Origin of the sequence: Cytophaga aurantiaca DSM 3654 (assembly GCF_000379725.1) — a bacterium.
Lineage (GTDB): Bacteria > Bacteroidota > Bacteroidia > Cytophagales > Cytophagaceae > Cytophaga > Cytophaga aurantiaca.
Genome location: NZ_KB903627.1, coordinates 19,866 through 37,000, shown reverse-complemented (window position 1 = coordinate 37,000; position 17,135 = coordinate 19,866). Strand labels below are relative to the sequence as shown.

Here is a 17,135-nt window from a genome sequence, read left to right as displayed (position 1 = left end):
TACATTGTTAGAATTCATTTAAATGTACTTTTTCAAAATTATTCATGTGGGAAACATGTAACTATTATAATAATGAATTATAAATAATTTATAATTTTTATATTTTGAAACGAATATAATTGTGGTAATGTAATGATAAAATGAGATTATTAAATTGTGATATTTGTTATTTAATGTTATGATTAATAAGCAATTAATTTTTTGTTTATAAAATTCTGAAGCAATCTTGGAGATTTCAAAATATAATTTGTATCCTTGTAAGATTTTAAAGTTCGAAATACTACATAATTCGTTCTTTGAGATTAGTATAAACTAAAAAGAAGTTAAACAATATGTCTAAAAGCATGCGAGTAAGAGTTCTTACATTGCTCCTAATTTTAGGTTATGGCGAAGTTACTGCAAGTGGTCATGGTGATGGCGACAGTGCAAGGGTAACGAATTATACGCCGGTTGCAGCTCCTTCAGCAAGCAAAAAATGGTTTACATTTTCGCCTATGCTAAAGAGTAGTACAGCAGCTCAAACCGAAGAATCTGGAACGAAGCAATATAAGAGATGGACTGGTTTAAAGTATTCCGGTTATATTAGATCTTATAATCAATATCGGGTTATGCCTCAGCATAATTCAATCGCTCCCCCAGCAGATCAATTGCTTACGGTGAACGGTTTAGATATTGTGAATAAGGTTTATACAGGTTATCAAGAACCTATGTTCTTGTTGCGTTTGGAAGGTAGTCCGACTGCAAAAACCTGGTTTCAGGTAGAATACATGTTTGATAACCAGATGATGGGTATCATTCGTGAAGACAGTGTTGCTAGTCAGGTGCCTGGTATCGGACAAACTACAAACCGTCGTGCAATGGTATATCGTATCATGCAATTTAAAGGGTATGCAAACACCAAAGTAGGGGACTTCACCCTGATCGCTGGTGGTGGTGTAAACTGGGCGAAATTAAGTCCGTTTACATTAGCTAACTATCAGTACCGCGATGATATGTTTGAGCGTTATCCTTGGCAACCGGAAGGGAACTCCTTCGGTTCTTACACGCGTTACTATAACGAACAGAATATTGCCCGTGATCAGCGTTGGGGAAATACAGGTACCCAAGGGTTTATGTTAGTTGGTAAGAATTTACCTAAAGGATTCGGATTTACCTTTATTGTAGGTAAGTCAGATAACTCAGGTGGTTTCCAGACTTACTTGACAAAAACTCCTAAAAACATGATCGCATTTAGAGTAGATAAATCGGTTGGTGTTCATAAAATAGGGGTTAACTTCTTCGATCAGTTCGGTACATACGATGCCGTAGGATTTAGATTGGATCCTAGATTTGCAACAACAGACCCGCACTATTTAGGTTCTAAAGTAAGACAACAAATAATCACTGCTGATGCGCGTTTGAATTTCACTAAATTCAAAATTTTTACTGAAGTAGGTGTAGGACGCTTCCAGGATGGTCTATTTACAAACAGAGATTACGAACAATTGTTTGGTAAAAAACAAACTACAGATTCAGTAACAGGTTTGAATTACAACTGGAACAATCCATTAAAAGCTCACTGCTTCAATATCCAGATCGATGCATTTAAATCATGGTTCGGATTTCCGATCTCTGCACAATTCTACTCTGTTAGAAAATCTGTTGCAAACGTAAACAGTGAATCTTTAAATACTTCAAACAACCACACCGTAGCAACTCCAACAAACATTAATACGAACAACGATATTACTGTTTTCCCTGGAGCTATTACAGATATTGGTCAAATGGCTAATAACAGATGGGGAAGTAATTTCAAACATGAAGCTGCATACGGAAAATTAAAAGTTTCTGCTGCATGGGGATTCAATAAAGAGTGGGAAAATGTTGCAGATCTATTCTCTAATAGAGGAAACAGTATTTCTTACTGGCACCAGACCAACTCATTTACAACATCTCGTTTTACGTATTTCCAGAAATATGCTGGTCCTTACCAACGTAATACAAGTATATATAGAAGAGTATATGAATCGTATGGCATAACAGATACAACTGTTGATTATTTGAAAATGTATCAGACTCTTAATTTGAACTTAGGTTACAAATTGAAAATGTTGGGTCGTGATTTGATCTTAAATAACTTTAACACATACAACTCTGTTACAGACGACAACTTCAATCCGATCCCTGTATTTACAGATAAAGCATTCTTAAGAACATTCTACGAAGAGTTAATGGCTTTCTATAGCATACATCCAAAAGTTACAGTTGTAAGCTTTGGTAGTATTGAGAAAGTATTAGGCAACAATCGTGTTGAGAAAGCTTATACTACATACGGAACTACCGCTGATGGTATAGACTACAAACCTGGTGATGTTATAAAAGATCTTCACAGCAATCCAACGTTAAGTACTGTTGCTGATAAAGGTGCTACGATCAACCAATTCAGTTGGGGATATGGTATCGGTCTTGATTATGACTTCTCAGGAAGAGCCGGTCTGTATATAAGAAACAGATGGTTTGGTCAAAAAGACAAAAACTTCACCCTTAACAATTACAAAGGGATGGAAACAACAGTTGAATTAAAAATATTTTTCTAAAATATATTAGTATAGATGTCAACAATGAGAACATTTGCTAAAAAAGTTCTAATACTAGCAGCGATGTCTGCTGGTACGATGATGGTTTCAAACGCTCAAGTAGTGTATTGGAACGGATTAGGTCGTGCGTTAGTAACAGGAAGTTACTTAAACGGAAATGTATTAAATGCAGACCCAAATGCATTACCTGCCCCTCAGCCTAATGATTTAACTTCTGCAAGAAAATCAACAGATGGTTATACCATTTTCGATTTGGGGGTAAATGCTCAACCAAACGAAACATTAAGAGCTAGCGCGACATTACGTTTGTCAAACAGCTTTGGTGGTTTTTACGGTGATGGATCACAATTCATTTTCCGTCAACTTCGTTTGGATGGTATTATCGGAAAGAAAGTTAAATATGAGATCGGTGATATTGATCTTGAATTAAGTAAGTATACCTTATTCAATTCAAATGAGATCTATAACGCATACGAATCTGATATCCTTTCTCAACGTAGAAGTGTAGTTGAATACGAAAACTTCAATTTTGGAAACAAATGGCGTTTGCAAGGTGCTCACATCGAAACGAGTTTACGTTTCACTAGCGGCATCGAAAAAATCGGTCTACGTTTCTTCGCTACAAGAAATAGAAGATATACTCCTTCTGTAACGCCTGATCGTTATATGATGGGTGGTCGTGTAGAGATTGTACAAAGCAGAAACATCCAGATCGGCGGTAACTACGTTTATATATTTGATGCACAAGGTACTGTAAGTTCTCCAGCGTCAACAAACCGAAATCAGGTTGCTACTGGTGATTGGAAATTCAATCATTTCACAGATAAAATTGATTACTCTTTCTATGGTGAAGTAGGTACATCTTATAATGTATACAGCGTAAATGAAAAAGATACTGTTAAATCAGGCAAAAAATTCAAAGATAATGGATTCTATGATTTAGGTATTTCTGCTAAGTACAAACCATTATTGTTGAAAGTATATGCGAACTACAGAAGTGTAGGAGTTGATTTCTTCAGTTCTGGAGCTCAAACAAGAAGAATCAATGATTTTGGTTATGGCGGTCCACACGGTACAAATACATTAGGATTGTTTGATCAATTGGACAATAACACAACGCAAAGAGGTGCTCCGACTATGGGAGGCGCAACTATGCTTGATTATGTATCGGATCAGAATCTTCGTAATCTGAACTTACAGAATACATGGATGTTGTACAATCCTGCGTATAATAACATTACTCCATACGGTCAGGCAACAGCAAACCGTAAAGGATTTACATTTGGTGCTTCAATAGGTAGCTCTGAAAAAGTAGTTAAAGCAGATGTGATAGCGGATTTATTAACTGAAGTAACATCAATGGGTGATCCAAACAATGCTTTACGCAAATTCACTGGTGTGAAAGGTGGGGTTATGTTAAATGCTCATAAATTACTTCGTTACGAAAAAAATATCGTCTTAACATTAGGTGGTCGTTACGAACAAACAACAAGAACTGGTGCGGCACCGGTTGATTTGAAATCTACATTGATTGATGCTGGCTTAGCAGTTGAAGTGGTTAAACACCTTGATTTATTAGGTGGTATCAAAACAATTAATGCTAAAGGAAATGAGATTGTTTATTTAAGAGATGAATACAATCAAATTAATGCATTAGGCTTCTTCAATTTGGATCAAAACCAATTCCTATATTCATTCGGAGCAAGATACAGATTCAGTAAGAATACATACTTCACTGTTAATGGTGTAAGCCAAAGCGTGAAATTTGATAATGCATCTAATCGAAACTATAAGATCAATCAGATATTCTTCAATTACACAATGGTATTCTAATTTTAATAAAAAATTAAGAAAATGAATATATTAAAAATAGTATCATTATCACTTCTCGTAGTCTCTTTTGCATCATGCAAAAGAGACTACGCAGATAGTCCTTCGAAAGCACCGACGAATATTTCGGCGAGCAGCGGATTTACTTGTGGTACATTGAGTACAAATTTACCAGATGCAGACTTTTCTCTGAATCTTCCATTCTATTTCACTGCAACATTTTCTGAAACAGTGACCTGGAAGATTGAATTGAAAGGGCATACGTCTAAAGCTACCAAGACAATTTCGGGAACATCATCTTTTCTTGATGGAACAAATGCAGCTTGGATTGGTAATCATGACGGTTTGTATTTCTTTGAACAAGGTGAATTGATCAAAGCTAATTTGATTATTAGCGGCAAAGAAGGACCTTGTGCAACTATATCATTTAATTTGGCAGCAGGAAGAGATTATACAAGTGCTACACCGACATTTATGTTGGTAAGCAATACTTCAGGTAATACTTCTACGTTTGAAGGAAGTTCGAACTACCCATACATGTTCAATATCGGTGCAACTACGCTTTCTAAAGTTCAAACGGCTGACATCCGAGCTCCTGAAGGTATAAAATACATGCACATCGAAGGTGTTTCTGCTGAAGCAAATGGTTTCTTTGTAGGTGGTTTGCAGTGTAGAAAAGATGCGATTGCCGCTGGTTATTTCTTCCCGGTAACATGGACTGATCCTAATCAAATATATTTGAATGTTTATATCAGAGGGATCGATAATTTACCTGCAGGCAATTATCCTTACGCTAACTTGAATTTTGAATGTCACGAAGATGACAACATGAACATGAGTAGTATGGCAAATTGTGGTTATTATGCAAACAAACCAGGGCCTCCGGTTAACAACCCGGATCATTTCTGCCCTTCATCTGAAGATTCGTGGGTATTTAAAGTGCCGATCAGACATCAAGGCTGGCAGTTATTTTCTTGCAAATATAGCGATCTATTGCCTTCTGAAGATTTTGCAAATGGTGGTTTTGGTAACAGAAAATTAGAACCTCAAAAAGTTTGCAGAGTACAGTTTGGTGTGGTATCAAGTCCTCCATTCAATAGAGTTTCAGCAGATATTGATTTTGCTTGCTTTACTTATGGAGCTCCTTATGATCCAAAAAAATAATTCACAAAAAGATATTAAGAAATGAAATTCTTAGCTTCAATACTTATATTATTAGCAGTCACAGCTAAGCAATGCGCCACTTTTGAGTCGCAAGCATTAGATGATGACAGCCAGATTGCGGTAGTAGAAGATCCGGATATCGGAACTCCTGCCTGTCAATTTCAAAAAGGTACACTTGACGAATTTAACGGCGAGATCTATAGCTGGTGGGTTAGTAATGACCAAACAAAATTGTCAAGAACTGGAGATACGCTTAAAGTAGTAGGTAATGCAATCGGTTCTAAATGGGACTGTTTTGGTACTGAAACAGCTTTATTGGATTTCTCTAAATGTTCGGTTATTAAAATCCGTTGCAGAGCTGAAGGTGAAAAACCACCTACTGTTATCCTTCACATGAAGGATATCAATCAAATGGATGCAAATGCGGACTCTCCCAAACAGCGTATTCATTTAGGTAAAGAATACAAAGATTATTATTTTGATTTTGGTGGCAAGTGGAGACAATCCTGGCCGGACAACCAGATCGTTGATGAGAAAATGATCCATGATTTCTTGATCTTCATCAATGGTGGTATGGCTGACTGGACAGGTACATTGTACATCGACTACATCAAAGTTGTATCTGCGGATGAAATGCCTAAAGTTGAGGCTACAAATGGCGGTATGGTTGATGACTTCCAGGATGAATTGTATTCTTGGTGGGTTGCAAACGAAAAACTTAACCTTGAGAAAAAAGGGGATGTTATGTCGCTTGAATGTACAGGTGTAGGTCCCGGATATGAAACATTTGGTAGAGCAATCACACCGATGGATTTCACAAAGGCACAAATTGTTCGTGTGAAAGCAAGAGCTGAAGGTGGTGTACCAAACTTGCGTATGGACTTTAAAGATAAAAATGGTCATATCACGAATAAAGAACCTTTGGTTATGAAAATCGAAGAGTCTGGTGAGTTTAAAAACTATTACTATAATTATGCTGGTAAGTATGCGCAATCGTATCCTGACAATCAAACGGTAGATCCTTCATCAATGAAAGACGTGATCTTCTTTGTAAACCCAGGTGGAGAGCCATTTACAGGTAAAATCTTCATAGACGAAATTGAAGTAATTACGGATGAACAATATAAAAAATTGACCAATCAGTAATTCAAAGCAGAACAAATACGATGCCTTTCTAATTTTTAGGCATCGTATTTGTTTTTATAACAACACCATTCAATTAATCAATTTAATTTAAACCAGAAATTATGGTTTCATTATCTAAAATCAAATCAATAGGACTTTTATCAATCGTTTTTTTCTGTGCAAATGCAGTGTTTGCTCAAAAAACAACGGATAAAATCCGTGTAAATCAGGTTGGTTTTTATCCTGCATCTGAAAAAATAGCAATTGTTACAGATTCTACTGCAAAGGAGTTTTTTGTAAAAAATGCTCAAACAAACGAGACTGTATTTACAGGTGTATTAAAACCCAAAGGTGTTTGGGAATATTCAGAAGAATTTGCAAATGATGCTGATTTTTCAAAATTCACTAAAGTAGGGAAGTATTATATCAGTGTTCCGAATGTTGGAGATTCTTATCCATTTGAGATTTCGAATCAGATAAACTTAACAATCGGTAAGGCATCTCTTGGTTTTTTATATTACCAACGTGCATCAACTGATTTACCTGCTCAATATGCTGGTAAATGGGCAAGACCTGCAGGCCATCCGGACAATGAAGTACTTGTTCATGCTTCTGCTGCTACTGCTACTCGTCCGGAAGGAACGAAGATCAACTCATCTAAAGGTTGGTATGATGCAGGTGATTACAATAAATACATTGTAAACTCCGGTATCAGTACATATACATTAATGGCTTTATACGAACAGTATCCAAAATTCTTTGATACATTGAAATTAAACATTCCTGAAAACACGAATAATATCCCGGATATTCTGGATGAAATTCGTTGGAATTTGGATTGGATGGTTACGATGCAAGATCAAGATGGTGGTGTATATCATAAATTAACTAATACCAATTTCGACGGTTCTGTTATGCCTGCAGATGCTAAAAATGGTAGATATGTAATCATGAAAACAACTGCTGCTTCATTAGACTTCGCGGCAGTTATGGCTGTAGCATACAGAGTGTACAAAAAAACAGACAGAGCATTTGCTGATAAATGTTTGGCTGCAAGTATTGCTGCATACGATTGGTCTAAGAAAAACAAAAGTGTTACTTATAATCAGGGTGTAATGAATCAAAAATTCAATCCTGATATTAATACAGGTGCATATGATGATGGTAATGTGAGTGATGAATTTCAGTGGGCTGCTATTGAATTGTTCATTGCTACTAATCAATCTAAATATTCTGAACAAGCGAATATAGAATTTACACTTCGTACAGAATTTGAATTACCTAACTGGGCAAAAGTAAACACATTAGGTTTATACAGCATCATTCAAAACAGAGATAACTTACCGGAAGAGTTTCTGCCAACAGTAGAATTAGTAAAAACTAAGATCATTGATTTGGCTAATAAACTTCAAAAGTATCAAGCGAACAAATCAGCGTTCTTAGTTGCTATGGGTTTAAGCAATGGTAACTTCAACTGGGGCAGTAACTCTACTGCAGCGAATCAAGGAATGTTGTTAATGAACGCGTATAAGTTAACAAACGAAGGTGTTTTCTTAACTGCTGCGATTTCAAATTTAGATTATTTATTAGGCCGTAATGGTACTGGATATTGCTACGTTTCTGGCTTTGGAACGAAACAAGTAATGAATCCTCACCACAGACCAAGTGAAGCAGATGGTGTTGTTGCACCGGTACCAGGTATGTTGGCTGGTGGACCAAACCCAGGTCAGGAAGATGCCGGTACGTGTACAGGTAAATACACTACTAAAGTTCCTGCAAAGTCATATATTGATGAACAATGTAGTTATGCTACCAATGAAGTTGCAATCAACTGGAACTCTCCATTTACGTTCCTTGCGCTTTCAATTGAAGCGACTAAAGGGAAAAAATAGTTTACCAAAGATAACATGTAATAAAAAAAGGGCTTTTAGCCCTTTTTTTATTACCCCTGCTACAACTACTCAATTCTATATTTCGTATCAATAGGTATAAACCGTATTGTTATGAATCGCTTAATATATATATCATTCGCTTTTATATTTTTAATGTTATTGGCGAATACTACTAAGGCTCAAATCTTTTTAGAAGATTTAAGCTTATATCCCGATTCATATATCACGAAAAAAATCCATGACAACCCGGATATCAATCAATATTATCCATTTATTGATGGGAGAGGGAATTATCCAAATTTAAACGCGCAGAACAATTTTCCTAAAAAAGTAGCACTGCTATCGTTTTATGTATGGAATGATCAGATTGTTGTAACTAAAAAAACAGTTGAGGAGTTTTGGAAAGGTAGTTCATGGATCGATTCTATACGGGGCAATAAGATAGCATCTTCTTTAAGTAGTTATTCTATTGAGGCTGTTATAAAACAATTTGATTCATTAGGAACAAAAATTATCATTCCTTCTGATTTTACTGCTGATCAAAAACGAGCATACGATTCGTTGCAGGTACGCTACTCAAAAACATACAGAAAAAATGTACCTAAAAATATTACCTATGATTTGTGTTCTTCAAGTTCATTTCGATTTATAAAATTACCTAAAAATAAATTGGATGCTGATTTCGCCAATTCATTGGAAGATATCGCGCGAATATTAAACGTAGATGCTGTATTGCTGATAGAGAATAAAATTACCTATGATGGAACGTTGGGATTGGGTGTGATAAACAACATATCTATGAATATGTATGGCTTCAATCCAATGGGAACAAATGTTCCAGCATCTGGAGTTAAAATGAAAAAAGGTATTCAGTACAACGACTTTTTATTGTATGCATCCATTGAACAGGAAGTGGACGCAGTTATCAGTCAGTATAATGCCAATAAAGAATTAACGTATGAGAATTATATCGGATACGATCGTTTGTTGGATTTAATGATTGATAATTTATATAACAGTTATCAGGCACGTACTAAAATTTTACCTAATAAGCTGTAGCACAACTTGTGCCTGATATAAATCCAGTAGTCCAGGCAGCTTGAAAGTTAAATCCGCCTGTGATTCCATCTATATTGAGTGCTTCGCCTGCAAAGTATAGCCCTTCTGTTGATAAGGCTTCCAGCGTGCCTGGATGTATGTTTGATAAGGTAATTCCTCCTGATGTCACAAATTCCTCTTTAAAAGTGGTCTTTCCTTTTGCAGACAAAGGATATTTTTTCATATAGGAAAATAGCAATTGTAATTTTTTATTTCCCAATTCAGCCCAGTTTTCAAACGCTCTTACCTCAGCTTGATTGCAAAACTGTTCCCATAAGCGTTTAGGTAAATTAAAAGGAATAACATTTCGAACCAGCTTCTTTCCGTTAGCTTCACGAATTTCTTTTAACGCATTTTCAGTAACACTGTGTTGTTCTGCGAGCCAATTGATCTGAACATCGAAGGTGTATTTTTTTTCTTCGAGGTCACGCGCAGCAAAGGCAGAAAGTTTTAGTACGGCAGGCCCGCTAATTCCCCAATGTGTAATTAAAAGCGGACCTTGATATTTATAAGATGTATTCTTAATAGTTACTTCAGCATTATGCGAAATACCCATTAGATCTTTGAGAGGAGAAGAGGGGATGTTAAATGTAAATAAAGAAGGCACCGGAGTTTCAATTGTCAAGCCCATTTTCTTTAACCAATCATATTGGTAAAGTTGCGGATAACCGCCGCTGGCTATGATAACCCGATCAGCTACGATCTCTTTGCTGTTTGAAGAAAGGATGTGAAACTTGCCCCCTTTTTTTTCAATAGACTCAACAGGATGTTTTGTTTTAATATCAATATTAAGTTTAGCAGCTTCATGCATTAAACAATCAATGATTGTTTGCGAATTATCTGTAATTGGAAACATGCGACCATCGGCTTCCGTCTTTAATTTGACGTTTCTTTTCTTAAACCATTCAATGGTATCTTTGTTATTAAACACCTTGAATGCTTCAATTAATAATTCACGACCGCGGGGATAATTGGATGCAAATTCTTCAATAGAGGCACATGCATTTGTTACATTGCATCTGCCTCCACCGGATATACGGACCTTTGCTAATAATTTATCTGTTTTTTCAACGATCGTTACCTTTGTTTTTTTGTTTGTTGCCGCGCATGTTATTGCACTAAAAAAACCAGCCGCACCTCCACCAATAACAACAACATTCATTTATCGTCTTCTTTTACGTTGTGTTGCAGATACACCCAATACCCCAAGGATTCCACGCATAATTTCTTTTACTAATGTACGGCCAACCTGTTTTGCAATCGGACTATTGATCGCTTCTTCAAAAGTACTTTTTTCTTCACGGGTAGATTTTCGTGTTGTTTTTTCTTCTTCCTCTTGTTCTTCATTTTCAGATTCTTTAACCGCGTACTTTTCATTTAGAATTTCATACGCACTCTTACGATCAACTTCCTGATTGTATTTTTTAGTTAAAGAAGAACTTGAAATAATTTGATCTATTTCACTATCAGTCAAAATGTCCATTCTTGAACGAGGTGCACAAAGCAATGTATGCGCAAGTGGTGCAGGCGTTCCTTTTTCAGTTAATACGGTGATTGCTGCTTCACCAATACCCATAGAGGTTAACAGCGTTTCTGTGTCGTAGAATTCAGTAAGCGGATAATTTGCTGCTGTTAATTTTATTTGCTTGCGGTCTACTGCAGTAAATGCTCTTAGTGCATGCTGTACTTTAAGTCCAAGCTGTCCCAAGATAGATGCAGGGATATCCATTGGATTTTGTGTGCAGAAAAATATACCTACACCTTTAGATCGTATAAGTTTTATAATTGTCTCAATCTGATTGAGTAATGCTTCTGAAGCTTCATTAAAGATTAAATGCGATTCATCAATAAAGATTACCAACTTCGGTTTTTCAAGATCGCCTACTTCAGGGAATGTACTGTAAATTTCGGAAAGCAAACTCAACATAAACGTTGAGAATAATTTTGGTCGATCTTGTATGTCCGTTACTTTCATAATAGATACATAGCCCTTACCCGAAGCATCTTTCCGTAACAAATCTTCAACTTCAAACGAATATTCACCAAAGAATAAATCAGCTCCTTGTTGTTCAAGTTCAATTACTTTTCTAAGGATTGTTGAAGTAGATGTTGAAGATATTTTACCGTATTCTTTTTCAACTCGGACTTTACCTTCGTTCGTAATATATTGAATTAAGCGTTTGAAATCTTCTAAGTCTAATAAAGGTAAACGTTCATCGTCACAGAATTTAAAAATAAGAGATACGATGCCGCTTTGTGTATCATTCAATCCTAATATTTTTGAGAACAACACCGGACCGAATTCTGAAACCGTTGCACGAAGTCGTACACCTTTTTCTTTTGATAGACTGAACAATTCTGTAGGGAAAGCCTGAGGTTCATAAGGGGCTCCAATTTTAGCCTGACGCTCTACAATCTTATCATTCGATGTGCCTGGTGCTGCAATGCCACTTAAGTCGCCTTTGATATCCATTAAAAGAGTAGGTACCCCTTTTAGAGATAAAGACTCTGCAATTGTTTGGAGAGTCTTAGTTTTGCCTGTACCTGTAGCTCCTGCAATCATACCATGGCGATTCAACATTTTTAGAGGAAGCTTGATCGGAGTATTTTCAACAGATTCTCCATTAAGAATGGCATTTCCTAAAAGTATAAAATCACCTTTTGTGGCATATTTAGTCTGAATTTCTTCAGTAAAGGACTTTTTATTATCTGACATAAATCTATTTTGAATATTATTGTAAAAATACTAATTTATTTATATTCATGGATAGAGGTGTTAAAATTAAGAATTAATTGCATTATTCTATTTTTGTTATAAATTATTTAATTGATATTCAGTTGTATAACTATAGTTGAATTAAATTATTTTATATTTTAGTAAGATAAGTAAAAAAGATTTATTTACTTTGCAGTGTAAACATTAAATAAGAAAAGTTTTATTTATGGAAATCTTTGTAAGTAAAAAAACAAAAGGGATCAAAAGTCAAATTGCTAACCTTGTAGCGATAGCAAATTTAGACGGCAATTTTTCAGTTGCTGAGAAAAAATTAATTTTCGAACTAGGTGAAAAAAATGGTTTAAGTAACGATAGAATAAAAGAAATTATTCGCAGTGACGAACCTATCAAATTTAAAGCACCTGAAAATGATTCATTGCGTTTTGACCGTGTATTCGAATGTGTACAGATGGTTGTAATGGAAGACGATAATGTAGATCAGAAAATTGATTTCTGTACTGAATTAGCTATTAAATTAGGTATTCGTATGGCAGTTGCTGGTGTACTTGTTAAAAAAATTGTTGATGGTTTGAGAGCAAATAAGACTCATGCAGCTCTTAAGCAAGAATCTTCTGATTTCTTGTCTTTCTAATTCAGATACGAAATTGTATAATAAAAATCCCCTCTCGATTATCGGGAGGGGATTTTTTTATTTGTGGTACTTTTGAACTACTTCAATTGAGCAAACATGGTTGTCAATTGACCTGTTAATCCCGTAAGTTTTTTAGATTGAGCATCGCTTAGTATACCGCTGCTAAGTTTTTTTACCAGACCGTTTACTATGCTGGTTTTTGCAGTTTTAACTTCATCGGCAGATTTTGTAGAATCGGCATTTAATTTCGTTGTTTCTGTTCCTGCTTCATCAACGGCTTTTTTCACTACAGGTTTTTGTGTAGATGTTAAGCCCAGATTGGTATTTAGATAGTTGAAAATTTCGGTTGTACTCATTTGTGTAGCTACAATCCCGCTTGGATAGCTGCTAAGTGATGCGCTGTTGGTTTCAGTTGTAAACGTGAATAGCGCCACGGTTAAAAGAGAATAAATGACCTTTTTCATAAAATAATGTATTAATGTGAAGTAATATTTCAGAGATTGTGTATTTTAAAGGTATAATTTTTAACAAATAAAATAACGACATATCATGAAAAAAATATTCTTTCTTTTGTTCTTCTCTTTGCAGATACTTTGGTTGCAGGCAGCGAACATTTCTGTATCCATTGTAAACTTCTCATTCCAATCAATTCCAAACGCCTTAAATATAGGTGATGTTATTACCTGGACGAATAACGATGCAGCCACTCATACAGTTACCTCAACAAGTGTACCTGGTGGAGCAGCAACGTTTGACGCAAATGTTACGACCGGGTCTACCTTTCAATATACAATTACAGTAGCTGGATCGTATGCTTATAAATGTAGCTTTCATTCTTCGATGACCTCAACGTTTACAGTAGCGAATACAACAACGCCTGTTGTTAAGCCAACGTTAACGCTGAATGCATTGTATCCAAATCCATGTATTGATTACGTTCACATTGAAACTGCTCAAACAATAAAGACAGTAGACGTGTATTCTGAAGCGGGCGTATTGATTGTGTCACGTTCATTTTCATCAAATAAGATTGACTTGTCAGTATCTATGCTGGAAAAGGGAATTTATTTTATTCGAATTGAAAGTGCTGACGGACTTGTTGAAACCAGAAGAATCATAAAAAATTAGTAAATAAAAAAGGTCCCGATCCCGATAGCTATCGGGATCGGGACCTTTTTATTTACATTACTACGTTCACAATTTTATTCGGAATAACAATGATCTTTTTGGGTGCTTTGCCTTCAAGCCATTTCTGAACAATCTCATTTGCCAGTACCTGCTGCTCAACTTCTGAAGCCGGCATATCTACAGGTAAATTCAACTTCGCTCTCATTTTACCATTGATCGAGATCGGATATTCGTGATTGCTTTCAACAAGATATTTTTCATCCCATGCCGGGTAAGTCGCAGTTGAAACAGATTCTGTATGACCAAGTAATGACCACAATTCTTCTGCGATGTGCGGAGCTAACGGAGACAAGGCAATTGTTAATGGCTCAAGAATACTGCGCTTGTTGCATTTAAGAGCTCCCAGTTCATTCACACAGATCATGAATGTACTTACTGGAGTATTGAATGAGAAGCGCTCAATATCTTCTTCAACACGCTTCAGTGTTTTATGTAATACTTTTAATTCTTCCGCACTTGGTGCTGCATCGCTAACCGCAAAATCACTTGTTGCATTGTGGAATAATCTCCAGAAACGGTTTAAGAATTTATATACACCTTCAATACCATTTGTGTTCCATGGTTTGGATTGCTCCAATGGACCTAAGAACATCTCATACATACGTAAGGTATCTGCTCCGTATTTGTTTACAATATCATCCGGGTTAACAACATTGAATTTAGACTTCGACATCTTTTCAACTTCAGAACCGCATACATAGGTATTGTTTTCTAAAATGAATTCTGCAGAAGCAAAATCAGGTCTCCACTTTTTAAATGCTTCTGTATCTAAAATGTCATTATTGACAATGCTGACATCAACGTGAATAGGAGTGGTGTCGTATTCTTTCTTCAATCCGGATGAAACAAATTTATTTGTACCATTGATTCTATAGGCGAATTTCGAAACACCCTGAATCATCCCTTGATTGATCAGCTTTGCAAATGGCTCATCATTCGGTGTGATTCCCATATCAAATAAGAACTTGTTCCAGAAACGTGAATACAACAAGTGACCGGTTGCATGTTCTGCACCGCCCATGTATAGATCCACTTGTCCCCAGTATTTAATTTTATCAGCAGCAGCTAAGCCTGTTGTATTCTGCGGATCCATGTAGCGCATGAAGTACCAGCTTGAGCCAGCCCAGCCCGGCATAGTGCTTAACTCATATCCTTTATCTGCAAACTCTTTGTTACGTGCCAACGGCGGTTCACCTGTTTCTGTAGGTTTGTATTCATCAATCGCAGGAAGCACCAATGGAAGTTCTGATTCCTTCAATACATACGGAATGTCATTTTTATAGAACACCGGAATCGGTTCACCCCAATAACGCTGACGACCAAAGATCGAATCACGCATTTTGAAATTGATCTTTGCAAAACCGATTTTCTTTTCTTCAATGAATTCAATTGCTTTCGGAATTGCCTGCTTAACCGTTAAGCCATTTAAGAAACCGGAGTTCACCATAGTTCCTGCTTTCGGATCAAAGTCTTCTTTGGTAATATCTGTATGCGGTCCTTCCTGTACCGCAATGATCGGTAAGTTGTAGAAGGAAGCAAATTTATAATCTCGTTCATCCGAAGAAGGTACCGCCATTACAACACCAGTACCATAACCCGCCAATACATAGTCTGCGATCCATACCGGGATCTTTTCATTGTTGAATGGATTGATCACATACGAACCGGTGAAACAGCCAGAGACTGTTTTAACATCGCTCATACGGTCGCGCTCCGAACGGTTCTTTGCTTTCGTTACGTATTCTTCAACCGCAGCTTTTTGTTCTGCTGAAGTTAATTCTGAGATCCATTCATGCTCCGGAGCGATGGATACATAGGTTACACCGAAGGTTGTATCCACACGTGTTGTAAAGACCGTTAATTCCATGTCTTTATCAACTACCTTGAATGACAGCATAGCACCTAAGGACTTACCGATCCAGTAGCGCTGCATGTCTTTCATTGCTTCCGGCCAATCGATCGTATCCAAACCTTTAAGCAAGCGGTCTGCATAGGCAGTAATGCGCATGCTCCATTGCTTCATCTTTTTGCGTTCAACCGGGAAACCGCCCCGTTCAGACAAACCTTCTTTAACTTCTTCGTTGGCTAATACTGTACCCAGGCCCGGACACCAGTTAACCATTGTTTCAGATAAATATGTTAAACGGTATTTTAGTAAGGTATCGCTTTGTTGTTTTTCAGAATAGCTTTTCCAATCTGCAGCCGTGAATGCAATCACATCTTCGTCAGCGGCCGCATTGATGCCAGCGTTACCCGAAGTTTCAAATTGTTTGATCAGGTTTGTGATCGGTTCAGCCTTATCAGACGTTTTGTTGTACCAATGATTGAATAGCTGAATAAAGATCCACTGCGTCCATTTGTAGTATGCAGGATCGCTGGTACGAATCTCTCTGTCCCAGTCGAAAGAAAAACCGATCTTATTTAATTGCTCAATGTATCTGGCAATATTCTGTTCGGTTGTAATGGCAGGGTGCTGACCTGTTTGTACGGCATATTGTTCTGCAGGTAAACCAAAGGAATCAAATCCCATTGGATGCAAAACGTTGTATCCTTTGATGCGCTTGTAACGCGCCATAATATCAGAGGCAATATAGCCAAGCGGATGGCCTACATGAAGTCCGCTACCGGATGGGTAGGGGAACATATCTAAAACATAATATTTAGGTTTGGAAGAACTTTCCTGGGCTTTGAACGTTTTTTCAGCGTTCCACTTCGTTTGCCACTTGTTTTCTACTTCTCCAAAATGATAATCAGCCATATAAAATAATGTGTTAAGAATTCAAAATTACGCTTTTTTATCATTATTTCGACTTCAATTTTGAGCACTTAATCTACCTATTTCGGGAATTCGTCGAAATAAATGCAAATAGATGAACTAAATATGTACTTTTAAT

The 17,135-nt window shown here is 36.6% G+C and carries 12 protein-coding genes; 8 read left to right on the top strand and 4 right to left on the bottom strand.

The window, feature by feature from the left end:
* The first annotated feature begins 365 nt into the window (after positions 1–365).
* The 6 genes from A3EE_RS0106080 to A3EE_RS0106055 all read left to right on the top strand — a co-directional run bounded on the left by A3EE_RS0106080 (position 366) and on the right by A3EE_RS0106055 (position 9,646).
* Complete coding sequence (locus A3EE_RS0106080; RefSeq protein ID WP_425386819.1) at positions 366–2,576, top strand: CHU_1276 family cellulose-binding protein; 2,211 nt, start codon at positions 366–368, stop codon at positions 2,574–2,576.
* A 24-nt stretch (positions 2,577–2,600) separates the two neighbouring features.
* Positions 2,601–4,409, top strand: a complete 1,809-nt coding sequence (locus tag A3EE_RS0106075; RefSeq protein WP_245553809.1) for a CHU_1277 family cellulose-binding protein — start codon at positions 2,601–2,603, stop codon at positions 4,407–4,409.
* A gap of 21 nt (positions 4,410–4,430) precedes the next feature.
* Positions 4,431–5,570 (top strand): hypothetical protein, encoded by a 1,140-nt coding sequence (locus A3EE_RS0106070; RefSeq protein WP_018342547.1) that lies wholly within the window; start codon positions 4,431–4,433, stop codon positions 5,568–5,570.
* 21 nt (positions 5,571–5,591) lie between these two features.
* Positions 5,592–6,716, top strand: coding sequence for a CHU_1279 family cellulose-binding protein (locus tag A3EE_RS0106065; protein ID WP_018342546.1), 1,125 nt, complete (start codon positions 5,592–5,594; stop codon positions 6,714–6,716).
* Positions 6,717–6,817: 101 nt separating this feature from the next.
* Entirely contained in the window at positions 6,818–8,587 is a 1,770-nt protein-coding gene (gene cel9C, locus A3EE_RS0106060; RefSeq protein WP_018342545.1) for a calcium-dependent endoglucanase Cel9C, read from the top strand.
* A 111-nt stretch (positions 8,588–8,698) separates the two neighbouring features.
* A complete protein-coding gene (locus A3EE_RS0106055; protein WP_157446905.1) occupies positions 8,699–9,646 on the top strand; it encodes a hypothetical protein in 948 nt (315 codons plus the stop codon).
* Here A3EE_RS0106055 and A3EE_RS0106050 read toward each other — a convergent pair.
* Positions 9,633–10,847 (bottom strand): BaiN/RdsA family NAD(P)/FAD-dependent oxidoreductase, encoded by a 1,215-nt coding sequence (locus tag A3EE_RS0106050; protein WP_018342543.1) that lies wholly within the window; start codon positions 10,845–10,847, stop codon positions 9,633–9,635. The two genes, A3EE_RS0106055 and A3EE_RS0106050, sit on opposite strands and share 14 nt — an antisense overlap.
* Positions 10,848–12,401 (bottom strand): helicase HerA-like domain-containing protein, encoded by a 1,554-nt coding sequence (locus tag A3EE_RS0106045; protein ID WP_018342542.1) that lies wholly within the window; start codon positions 12,399–12,401, stop codon positions 10,848–10,850. It lies immediately after the preceding gene.
* A 226-nt stretch (positions 12,402–12,627) separates the two neighbouring features.
* On the opposite strand from A3EE_RS0106045, the gene A3EE_RS0106040 reads away from it, so the two are divergent.
* The gene (locus A3EE_RS0106040; protein WP_018342541.1) at positions 12,628–13,053 is read left to right on the top strand and encodes a hypothetical protein; all 426 of its coding nucleotides are present in this window, start codon (positions 12,628–12,630) and stop codon (positions 13,051–13,053) included.
* Between the two features lie 77 nt (positions 13,054–13,130).
* Here A3EE_RS0106040 and A3EE_RS0106035 read toward each other — a convergent pair whose 3' ends face one another.
* On the bottom strand, positions 13,131–13,517 hold the full coding sequence (locus A3EE_RS0106035) for a hypothetical protein (protein ID WP_018342540.1): 387 nt from the start codon (positions 13,515–13,517) through the stop codon (positions 13,131–13,133).
* 85 nt (positions 13,518–13,602) lie between these two features.
* On the opposite strand from A3EE_RS0106035, the gene A3EE_RS21210 reads away from it, so the two are divergent.
* Entirely contained in the window at positions 13,603–14,181 is a 579-nt protein-coding gene (locus A3EE_RS21210) for a T9SS type A sorting domain-containing protein (RefSeq protein WP_018342539.1), read from the top strand.
* A gap of 52 nt (positions 14,182–14,233) precedes the next feature.
* Here A3EE_RS21210 and leuS read toward each other — a convergent pair whose 3' ends face one another.
* Positions 14,234–16,999, bottom strand: a complete 2,766-nt coding sequence (gene leuS / locus A3EE_RS0106025; protein ID WP_018342538.1) for a leucine--tRNA ligase — start codon at positions 16,997–16,999, stop codon at positions 14,234–14,236.
* Positions 17,000–17,135 lie beyond the last annotated feature (136 nt).

Coding starts and splice junctions, on each gene's coding strand:
- A3EE_RS0106075 (WP_245553809.1), top strand. CDS start 2,601: ATGAGAACATTTGCTAAAAAAGTTCTAATACTAGCAGCGATGTCTGCT.
- A3EE_RS0106070 (WP_018342547.1), top strand. CDS start 4,431: ATGAATATATTAAAAATAGTATCATTATCACTTCTCGTAGTCTCTTTT.
- A3EE_RS0106065 (WP_018342546.1), top strand. CDS start 5,592: ATGAAATTCTTAGCTTCAATACTTATATTATTAGCAGTCACAGCTAAG.
- cel9C (WP_018342545.1), top strand. CDS start 6,818: ATGGTTTCATTATCTAAAATCAAATCAATAGGACTTTTATCAATCGTT.
- A3EE_RS0106055 (WP_157446905.1), top strand. CDS start 8,699: ATGAATCGCTTAATATATATATCATTCGCTTTTATATTTTTAATGTTA.
- A3EE_RS0106050 (WP_018342543.1), bottom strand. CDS start 10,847: ATGAATGTTGTTGTTATTGGTGGAGGTGCGGCTGGTTTTTTTAGTGCA.
- A3EE_RS0106045 (WP_018342542.1), bottom strand. CDS start 12,401: ATGTCAGATAATAAAAAGTCCTTTACTGAAGAAATTCAGACTAAATAT.
- A3EE_RS0106040 (WP_018342541.1), top strand. CDS start 12,628: ATGGAAATCTTTGTAAGTAAAAAAACAAAAGGGATCAAAAGTCAAATT.
- A3EE_RS0106035 (WP_018342540.1), bottom strand. CDS start 13,517: ATGAAAAAGGTCATTTATTCTCTTTTAACCGTGGCGCTATTCACGTTT.
- A3EE_RS21210 (WP_018342539.1), top strand. CDS start 13,603: ATGAAAAAAATATTCTTTCTTTTGTTCTTCTCTTTGCAGATACTTTGG.
- leuS (WP_018342538.1), bottom strand. CDS start 16,999: ATGGCTGATTATCATTTTGGAGAAGTAGAAAACAAGTGGCAAACGAAG.